Genomic DNA, 9,540 nt, shown 5'->3' with positions numbered 1-9,540 from the left:
GCAGTGCTTGAGTATAGCCTAATGAGTGTTTTGGAAGCTGCGCTTGCTTCCGGAACACTCATGTAGCTAAACGGAAAGCACTAGATCGGTGAACACGATTAAAAACAAAGTGTGATCCGACCTGGGCAGTGCTTGAGTATAGCCTAATGAGTGTTTTGGAAGCTGCGCTTGCTTCCGGAACACTCATGTAGCTAAACGGAAAACATTAGGTCGGTGAACACACAACTGGGAACCAGAAGGTCTCTGCCCCACGATTCGCATAGGGGCGTCCCCACCGCTGGCTAAGGACAGTCGAAGTGGTTTTCATATGGGAATATTTGACCGCCGATAAAAAAAGATCCCAACTCGGGATCTTGAAAAATTTAGCTGACCAACATTTTAGATAAAAAGTCTTGTGTCCGCTGTTCTTGGGGGTGCTCAAAAACTTGTTCAGGTGTGCCCTTTTCGATCAGCTGACCTTCGTCCATAAACCAGACCTCATCAGCGACATTCTTGGCAAATCCCATTTCGTGGGTGACGATGACCATTGTCATTCCAGTTTGAGCCAAGTCACGCATCACATTAAGCACTTCGCCGACCATTTCGGGATCTAGCGCAGAGGTGGGCTCATCAAATAGCATCACATCAGGTTTCATTGCCAAAGCGCGAGCGATCGCGACCCGCTGTTGCTGGCCACCGGATAAACTAGCCGGCGTCGCAGTAGCCTTATCGCCCAATCCAACCTGTTCCAGCAAGGCAAGACCTTGTTTACTAGCGGTAGTTGCATCTAAATGTTGAACATTGATCGGCGCTAAATCAACATTTTCCAAAACTGTATAATTTGCAAACAGATTAAACGACTGAAAAACCATCCCCATCTTCTCGCGGATCTGATCCAATTGAACTTCATCAAGCTCATTGATCTCTTGCCCCTTGAAGAAGACCTGACCACTAGTTGGTTGTTCCAACAAGTTCAAGCAACGTAGATAGGTACTCTTACCACTACCAGAAGGACCAATGATCACGATGACCTGACCAGCTTTGACTTCAGAATCGATCCCTTTGAGAACCAGATTATCAGCGAATTTCTTTGTTAATTGTTGTGTTTTTAAAATCGTTTCCATTTCTTCACCCACTTTTATAATGAACACAGCATAGCATATATTTTATAAATATTCAAGAAAATCTTTTAAACACCGAATAAAATGAATATTTATTCTTCTATATTTATCAAATTCAAAGCTATTGTCGCTTTCTCCCTGAAACCTCATTATTTTAGCCAGCAACGATTGTACTCAAATTCAATTGATACCAGTCATCAACGATCACTGAACCTTTAAAGAATAATAAGCTGAGATACGGTCTATTTGTTATCCCGCCGCTTTGAACCGAGTACAGATTGATTCGCTAATAAAAAACTTTGCCCCGAAACCGATTTATGCTATGATAATGGCGAATGGTAGGTGACCAACATGGCGCTAACAATGAAACGTGATGATAAATTAACTAGTCTTTTTGATAAATTTGCAACCTTGCCGGAAGATAAGCAAGAGGGGATCATGGCCCAGCAGATCAAAGCGCGACAGGCTGCAACCGCTAAAGCGGAACAACAAACGGCCGCCGTAGCAGAATCCGCCCCAACCACCGCGGACCATCAACCTGAACCAAAATGATCTAAATCAAAATAACAGTGCCGTTCAGATGACGAACGGCACTGTTGTTTTTTTTTGCGAAAAATGCAATTAGATTTTTTCACTTGATTCTTTACTAAGTTCATTCATATCTTTTTATGAATGTTGTTCGATCCATTGCCAGACCTCTGCCTTGCCTAAATCGGAAATAGCGCTAAAGGCTTGGACTTGGTCCTCGGGCGCCATTTTCAACAGCTTACGGATCCGTTGTAGATTGCCTGCTTGGTGATTGCGCGTGACCTTATCCATTTTAGTCGCGACCACCAAAATCGGATGATGATAGTAATGGACAAATTCGTACATCATTTGATCGTCTTCTGTGGGATCATGACGACCATCGACCAAGATCACGACCCCGTTTAATTGCTTGCGGCTGGTAAAATAAGCCTCACACATCTGGCCAAACTGTTCTCGCTGCTTCTTGGAGACCTTGGCGTAACCATAGCCAGGGACATCGACCAAGGTCAACGTCTCATCAAGCTGATAGAAATTTAGCGTTTGCGTCTTTCCCGGCTGGCTGGAAGTCCGCGCAAAATTCTTACGCCGAACTAACCGATTGATCAAAGACGATTTGCCGACATTAGAGCGACCGGCCAGCGCGATCTCCGGCAATTGATTGACCGGATATTGTTCTGGCGCTACCGCGCTGATCAATAATTTGATCTCTTGAACGTGCATATGTTCCTCCTTCTCCGATGCCACACTATCTTGGTAGTCATCGTAACCCAATCATATAAAAAAACTTGAGTTGAACAACCTTTCACGTCCGCGATCACCTAGATCTGGGCCGTCACCGGTGGATCACTCAAGTTTTTTATTTTAGATCAGGATGCTTGTTCGTTGGTATGAACCAATTCTGGTTTCTGGATCCCTTCGGCCGCTTCCTTGGTAACGATCACCTCAGAAACATCTTCATGATCAGGCAAATCGAACATCGTATCTTGCATAACTTCTTCCATGATCGCCCGCAAACCCCGTGCGCCAGTATCACGCTCGATTGCTTCGTGAGCCATAGCCTTAAGCGCATCAGGCGTAAACTTCAGTTTGACCCCATCTAGCTCGATCAATTTTTGATACTGCTTGACCAAAGCGTTCTTAGGCTCAGTTAAGATGTGGACCAGATCGGTCTCACTCAACTTATTCAATGCAGTGATAATCGGGATCCGGCCAATAAATTCTGGGATGATCCCAAACTTCATCAAGTCTTCTGGAATGACCTGCTGCATGATGTGCGCCTCATCTTCGATCTTGACCTTTTGCTCGGTCGGTGCGCCAAAACCAATGACCTGTTCGCCTAGACGATTACGAATAATATTTTCGATGCCATCAAAAGCGCCGCCAACGATGAAGAGGATATTCGTCGTATCCACTTGGATAAATTCTTGTTGCGGGTGCTTCCGTCCGCCCTGAGGTGGTACATTGGCGATCGTGCCTTCAAGGATCTTGAGCAGCGCTTGCTGGACCCCTTCACCTGAAACATCACGCGTGATCGAAACATTCTCACTCTTTTTTGCGATCTTGTCGATCTCATCAATGTAGACGATTCCGCGTTGCGCCCGTTCCACATCATAATCCGCGTTTTGTAATAATTTCAAAAGGATATTTTCAACATCCTCGCCAACATAACCTGCTTCAGTCAACGTAGTCGCGTCAGCGATCGCAAAAGGCACATTTAAGATCCGCGCCAAACTTTGGGCTAAGAAAGTCTTCCCAGATCCCGTCGGCCCGATCAAAGCAATATTGCTTTTCTGCAATTCAGTCTCATCCGCGTCAGCGACCGCCAAATGATTGACCCGCTTATAATGATTATAAACAGCCACAGCCAAGGCTTTCTTGGCATCGTCTTGACCAATCACATACTCATTGAGAAAGTCCAAGATTTCTCGTGGCTTAGGCACATCAACACTTTGCTCAACCGCATCCGCTTGTAATTCTTCATCTAAAATATCTTTGCATAAATCAACACATTCATTACAAATGTAGACACCAGGACCAGCAATGATTTTCTTGACCTGATCTTGGGTTTTACCACAGAACGAACACTTCACGGTTCCTGTGGTTTGCATATTATCAAACATCGTTCGTCCACCTTCATTGTGCTCAATTAATGACCGATAATAACATGATAATCGCCTGTCTGTAAAGCATTCTGTCTCAAGAGACACTTGTTGAAAAAAGGACTGAACAAAAACCGTTCAGCCCTCCCTTTCCGAAACTGGCGCTTATTCTGCTTCTTCAACTGCAGAGTCAGTCACAAGATCGATTGCTTTCTTGATAGCAATGTCATGCTTCAACATATCATCAGTCAATGCTGCTCTAACTTTATCTTCTTCCATGTTATACTCTTCGGCTAGATCTTTGATTTCATGATCGACTTCTTCTTGAGAAGGCTCGATCTTCTCAGCCGCAACGATCGCTTCTAAGACCAAGTTCGTTTTCACGTTCTGATCTGCATTCTGCTCGAATTGCTTGTGCAGGTCTTCTTCAGAAGTACCCGTATATTTGTAATACATGTCTGGATTGATACCTTGACGTTGCATATTGCCTAAGAACTGGTCCATCTGGTTATGGACTTCTGTTTCGATCATGGCATGAGGTAAATCAATGATCTCCGCATTCTCAACAGCTTTATTGATCGCCGCTTCTTGCTTAGCCGACCCAGCCGCTTCTTCTTTGTTCTTCACTAATTGTTCCTTGATCTTAGCCTTTAACTCGATCAAAGTTTCAACTTCTTCATCGATGTCTTTGGCGAAATCATCATCAAGTTCAGGAACTTCCTTAGTCTTGATCTCATGGATCTTAGTGGCGAAGTGAGCTTCCTTGCCGGCAAGATCAGCTGCTTGATAATCTGCTGGGAATGAAACGACAACATCGACGTCATCACCAGACTTATGACCGATCAATTGCTCCTCAAAGCCAGGAATGAAACTGTTTGAACCTAATTCTAAAGAATAGTTTTCAGCGCTACCGCCATCAAACTTTTCACCTGAGATCGTGCCTTCATAGTCGATCACAACGGTGTCGCCTTTTTCGCTTTCGCCGTCTTCTTTGAGGACTAGCTCAGCCTGTTGCTGTTGCCGTTTAGCCAATTCAGCATCAACGTCAGCATCTGTGACTTCAACGTCTGCCTTTGGTACAGTCAGACCCTTATAGTCGCCAAGTTTGACTTCTGGCTTAACTGTAACTTTCGCCTTGATGATCCAAGGTTCTTTGGGATCCATTTTTTCAATATTGATCTCAGGTTGATCAACAGGTTCGATCCCGGCTTCTTCAATAGCAGCTTCGTAACTTTCAGGTAAGAGAATGTTTAAGGCATCCTCATAAAGTGAAGCTTCACCATACATTTGATTGAAAATTTGGCGAGGCACTTTACCTTTACGGAAACCAGGAACATTTAGATTTTTCTTGACCCGTTTGAAGGCTTCATTCAAACCTTCATCGATCTTATTTACACTAATTTCAAAAGTGAGTTCACCGTCGTTGGTGCCCTTCTTTTCCCATGTGGCAGACATTCAATTTACCTCCGATATTCAATAACATCTATCTCTTTAACATACCTAATTAATAGTATCTTATTTGTTAAAAAAAGTAAATGAAACTTTCTTAAAAAATGGCGCTCGGTCCGCATTCTTTACTTAAATTTAGCCCAAAACGATTGGAAATAAAAAAAGACCCGCGCAGACGAGTCTCTTTTATAGTTTAACCTTAAATGATTAGTCTAAGATCTCAGTTACCTGACCGGCACCAACAGTACGTCCGCCTTCACGAACCGTAAACTTAGTTCCTTTTTCAATCGCAACTGGCGCAATCAAATCTACTTCGAATGTAACGTTATCGCCAGGCATTACCATTTCAACGCCATCTGGTAATTCGATGACACCGGTAACGTCAGTCGTATGGAAGTAGAATTGAGGACGATAATTTGAGAAGAATGGTGTATGACGGCCACCTTCATCTTTGCTCAAGATATAAACTTCACCCTTGAACTTGTTATGAGTTTGGATCGAACCTGGCTTCGCCAAAACTTGGCCACGTTCTACTTGGTCACGGTTAACGCCACGTAACAAGACACCAACGTTATCGCCGGCTTCACCAAGATCCAAAGTCTTACGGAACATTTCCAAGCCAGTAACGATCGACTTTTGGATTTCAGGCTTCAAACCAATGATTTCAACTTCGTCGCCGATTTTAACTGTCCCACGGTCGATACGACCAGAAGCAACAGTACCACGACCAGTGATCGTGAAGACATCTTCGACAGGCATCAAGAATGGCTTGTCAGTGTCACGAACTGGTGTTGGGATATATTCGTCGATGGTATCCATCAATTCTTCGATAACTTTTTCTTGTTCTGGGTCGCCTTCAAGGGCCTTCAAAGCTGAACCACGGATAACAGGAATATCGTCACCAGGATAATCGTATTCTGATAATAATTCCCGAACTTCCATTTCAACTAAGTCGATCAATTCTTCGTCATCAACCAAGTCAACCTTGTTCAAGAAGACAACCAAATAGTCAACACCAACCTGACGCGCAAGCAAGATATGTTCACGAGTCTGAGGCATAGGACCATCAGTTGCGGCAACAACTAAGATCGCACCGTCCATTTGAGCGGCACCAGTGATCATGTTCTTAACGTAGTCAGCATGTCCTGGGGCATCGATATGAGCGTAGTGGCGCTTCAAAGTTTCGTATTCAACGTGAGAAGTGTTGATTGTGATCCCACGTTCCTTTTCTTCGGGAGCGTTATCGATTTGATTGTAATCTTCGGCTTTTGCAAGACCCTTCTTAGCTAACACCTTAGTAATTGCGGCTGTCAAGGTAGTCTTACCATGATCGACGTGGCCGATAGTCCCAATGTTTACATGGGGCTTAGTTCGTTCGTAATGCTCTTTTTCTGCCATTATTAAATGAACCTCCTGTAAAATTGCAAGAAGAATCGGCGTATCAATTGCGCCGAAAATTCTCTATGTTTAATTATACTACTTCAGCCGCGGAAATACCATGCTGCTAAAGGAATATCCTTTAATGATTATACGGAGAGTTGAGCGAATTGTAAATACCTAAAACTCGCAAAATACGAAAATTTCGAATTAAATCTTACTTAAAGGACGAAATGAGCCAACTCCGCATAAAAACGAGGCCAAAAACCTCGTTGGAACTAAGATACCAGACTATTGTAAACTGCGCAATAATTTGCGCTCTTCTTGTTGCCAAAAGTTCAAGCGCGCGCCCACCGTGGGGTCGACCTCAGCTGGTGCCGTGCCAGTCAAGATCAATTGTTGCCAGTCAGTCAGCGGTCGTAACTCCTCACTGCTAAAGGGAGTGGTCAGCATTAAATAAGTGAGCAAATTGCTTTGGGCCAAGGCCCGTTCTGAATCCGGCAAACCACCTTGAGCAACTGCTTGACCGATCCCCTCCTTCAATGCTAGATAGGGATCACGCTGCTCAAAATCACGCAGGACTTGACTAGAAAACTGACGCACCTTACCTTGCCAAGCAATCGTTAAGTCATGAGCGGCACTCATTGCGGCTGCTTCAAGCAACAACTGAAAGCGGATCACAGGTGATAACAACTCATTCAATAAGAGTGTTTGACTCAACCGATAAAAGCTTTGTGGCGGCACAGTGGCCAAGTCCACAAAAAAGTCCGCCACCGCACCATTGAGTTGAGTCACCGTTAGTTGAGCCAGCCGCTGTTGCCAGTGCGCAAACTCAGCAGACGTCAATTGTAAGGGGGCCACCTGCGCGACCCAATCTTGCCAAGTCGCGCGCTCTGCTACCGACATTTCGATCTGATTTTGATCAAGATCATACCCTGATTGATCTAAAGTCAGATAAAGACCCGCCGACCATAAGGCTTGCCAATAATCAGGCAGTCGTCCGGCTTGCGCAAAAGCGCGGACCGTCTCCGGCGCGCGCAATAATTGACGCAAGGCCGGTTTACTATCTGCCGCTTGCGCCGTTTCCAAATAGGCTTGAATGATCGTAAAATCAGGCTCGATCGCCAATGCTTGATTGAGGTATCGTAAAGCGCGTTCATAATCTGTTTGTTCGGCCGCTTGTGCCGCCAGTTTTAACAAACTTTGCACTGATTCTGGGTATTGACTCACTTTATCCCCTCCATGCCGACTTGCCCTAAATCAAAAAAGGGCCTTCGCCCTTTTTTAAATCAACGATGTCGATTCTGATTGACTTCCATGATCACTGGTAAAATCACTGGATGCCGCTTGGTTTGATCAAATAGATATTTACTCAGATCTTCGCGAACGTCTTGTTTTAGATTATTCCAATCAAATTCCTTATGGGCAAGATTATTCTCGATCGCCTTCACGATGATCGAAGAACTCTCCGCCATTAGGTCCCGATTGGCTTTGACATAAACGAACCCTCGTGAGGTCAATTTGGGCTTAGCGACGATTTTCTTCTTACGCCGATCGATCGTAACGACTGCGATAAAAATCCCATCATCCGCCAGCAAACGCCGATCGCGCAAAACGATATTACCGATATCGCCCACGCCCTTACCATCGATCATCGTGTCACCAGCGTTGACTGCCGCACCAAGATGAAATTCGCCTTGATCATATTTGAGGACATCACCACTTTTAGTGATAAAGATATGATCAAGCGCTAATCCTGTCTCCTCGGCGATATGGGTATGCGCCTCTAACAAACGATATTCGCCTTGAACGGGCATTAGATTATCAGGATGCAATAAATTGATCATCAATTGCAGATCCGCCTTATTAGCATGACCAGAAGAATGCAGATCATCACTGATTGCCTTGACTGTGCCACCAGCGCGGTAGATCAAATCCCGTGTTTTTGCGACTGTTGTTTCCATCGCGTGCGAAGGTGTGGTGGTGATGAAGACCAGATCACCATCTTTGATATGCAAAGTACGATGATTATTGGTCGCCATGCGTTCTAGCGACTTCAAAGGTTCGCCCATCCGACCAGTCTCCAAAATGATCGTCTGCTCTGGTCGCAAATTCTTGAGGTCCTTCAACTGTGCCAAGAGCTCTGGTTCAGGTAAGGTCAAGTATTTAAGATTTAACGCTGTTTTCACGATTTTTTCCAGATCTTGACCGGTCAAGATCACACGGCGCCCGGTTTTAGCCGCGGCGTCAAAAATCTGTTGCATCCGCTCGATATTGCTAGCAACGGAAGCGACGATGATCCGACCCGGGTGATATTTGAATGTTTCGGTGATGTAACTGGCAATATCTCGTTGACTACTGTTCACATATGGTGATTCGGCGTTTGCGGAATCACTGAGCAACATGATCGTATGGTCACGACCGATATCAGCTAAACGGCCATAATCAGTCTGAAACATCGGTTTGGCCGCTTGATCGAACTTAAAGTCACCAGTATAAACGATATGACCAGCTTCGGTTTTAAGGTCGACACCTAAAGATCCAGGGATCGAATGCGTCGTTTTGAAGAATGAAACGGTCGCATGATCAAAATCGATCGCCGTTTTCTCATCGATCACATGAAAATCTTTGAATTTCTTGGTTTTCTTTTCGCCAGCCACCGTGATCTTCGCCAAAGCGATCGTCAATTCTGAACCAAAAACTGGCACAGGATGATCTGCCAAGAAATAAGGCAAAGCGCCGATCGCATCAGCGTGTCCGTGGGTCAAAAAGATCCCAACTACTTTATCGATGTTCTCAGTCAAATAACTATAATCAGGAATGACCACGTCGATCCCTAATAATTCATTTTCCGGATACATCAAACCGCAATCAAAAATATAGATCTCATTTTCGACTTCAACGGCGTACATATTCTTTCCGTTTTCGCGAACACCGCCAAACGGAATCACTTTTAAATTCTGTAACATTATTGCTCCTTACTTGTT

Annotated in this window: 8 protein-coding genes; 1 reads left to right on the top strand and 7 read right to left on the bottom strand. The window is 44.6% G+C overall.

What is annotated here, in order from left to right:
• Positions 1 to 362: 362 nt before the first annotated feature.
• Complete coding sequence (locus OCU21_RS01825; RefSeq protein WP_309297190.1) at positions 363 to 1,103, bottom strand: amino acid ABC transporter ATP-binding protein; 741 nt, start codon at positions 1,101 to 1,103, stop codon at positions 363 to 365.
• Between the two features lie 348 nt (positions 1,104 to 1,451).
• Here OCU21_RS01825 and OCU21_RS01820 point away from each other — a divergent pair, with 348 nt between their 5' ends.
• Positions 1,452 to 1,652: an SPJ_0845 family protein gene (locus OCU21_RS01820; RefSeq protein WP_261805789.1), complete on the top strand. Its 201-nt coding sequence runs from the start codon at positions 1,452 to 1,454 to the stop codon at positions 1,650 to 1,652.
• A gap of 114 nt (positions 1,653 to 1,766) precedes the next feature.
• On the opposite strand, the gene yihA is transcribed toward OCU21_RS01820, so the two are convergent.
• The 6 genes from yihA to OCU21_RS01790 form a co-directional block, all read right to left on the bottom strand.
• The gene (yihA, locus tag OCU21_RS01815) at positions 1,767 to 2,348 is read right to left on the bottom strand and encodes a ribosome biogenesis GTP-binding protein YihA/YsxC (RefSeq protein ID WP_261805788.1); all 582 of its coding nucleotides are present in this window, start codon (positions 2,346 to 2,348) and stop codon (positions 1,767 to 1,769) included.
• Between the two features lie 146 nt (positions 2,349 to 2,494).
• Positions 2,495 to 3,748, bottom strand: coding sequence for an ATP-dependent Clp protease ATP-binding subunit ClpX (gene clpX, locus OCU21_RS01810; protein WP_261805787.1), 1,254 nt, complete (start codon positions 3,746 to 3,748; stop codon positions 2,495 to 2,497).
• Positions 3,749 to 3,892: 144 nt separating this feature from the next.
• Positions 3,893 to 5,182: a trigger factor gene (gene tig / locus OCU21_RS01805; RefSeq protein WP_261805786.1), complete on the bottom strand. Its 1,290-nt coding sequence runs from the start codon at positions 5,180 to 5,182 to the stop codon at positions 3,893 to 3,895.
• 201 nt (positions 5,183 to 5,383) lie between these two features.
• Positions 5,384 to 6,574: an elongation factor Tu gene (gene tuf, locus OCU21_RS01800; protein ID WP_261805785.1), complete on the bottom strand. Its 1,191-nt coding sequence runs from the start codon at positions 6,572 to 6,574 to the stop codon at positions 5,384 to 5,386.
• Positions 6,575 to 6,844: 270 nt separating this feature from the next.
• A complete protein-coding gene (locus tag OCU21_RS01795) occupies positions 6,845 to 7,783 on the bottom strand; it encodes a hypothetical protein (RefSeq protein ID WP_261805784.1) in 939 nt (312 codons plus the stop codon).
• A 59-nt stretch (positions 7,784 to 7,842) separates the two neighbouring features.
• Positions 7,843 to 9,522 (bottom strand): ribonuclease J, encoded by a 1,680-nt coding sequence (locus OCU21_RS01790; protein ID WP_261805783.1) that lies wholly within the window; start codon positions 9,520 to 9,522, stop codon positions 7,843 to 7,845.
• Between the last annotated feature and the right edge of the window lie 18 nt (positions 9,523 to 9,540).

This window comes from Lapidilactobacillus luobeiensis, assembly GCF_024345205.1.
GTDB classification, from domain to species: domain Bacteria; phylum Bacillota; class Bacilli; order Lactobacillales; family Lactobacillaceae; genus Lapidilactobacillus; species Lapidilactobacillus luobeiensis.
Note: the sequence above shows the minus strand (reverse complement) of the source record. Positions and strands in the feature narration are given on the sequence as shown.

Coding starts and splice junctions, on each gene's coding strand:
- OCU21_RS01825 (WP_309297190.1), bottom strand. CDS start 1,103: ATGGAAACGATTTTAAAAACACAACAATTAACAAAGAAATTCGCTGAT.
- OCU21_RS01820 (WP_261805789.1), top strand. CDS start 1,452: ATGGCGCTAACAATGAAACGTGATGATAAATTAACTAGTCTTTTTGAT.
- yihA (WP_261805788.1), bottom strand. CDS start 2,348: ATGCACGTTCAAGAGATCAAATTATTGATCAGCGCGGTAGCGCCAGAA.
- clpX (WP_261805787.1), bottom strand. CDS start 3,748: ATGTTTGATAATATGCAAACCACAGGAACCGTGAAGTGTTCGTTCTGT.
- tig (WP_261805786.1), bottom strand. CDS start 5,182: ATGTCTGCCACATGGGAAAAGAAGGGCACCAACGACGGTGAACTCACT.
- tuf (WP_261805785.1), bottom strand. CDS start 6,574: ATGGCAGAAAAAGAGCATTACGAACGAACTAAGCCCCATGTAAACATT.
- OCU21_RS01790 (WP_261805783.1), bottom strand. CDS start 9,522: ATGTTACAGAATTTAAAAGTGATTCCGTTTGGCGGTGTTCGCGAAAAC.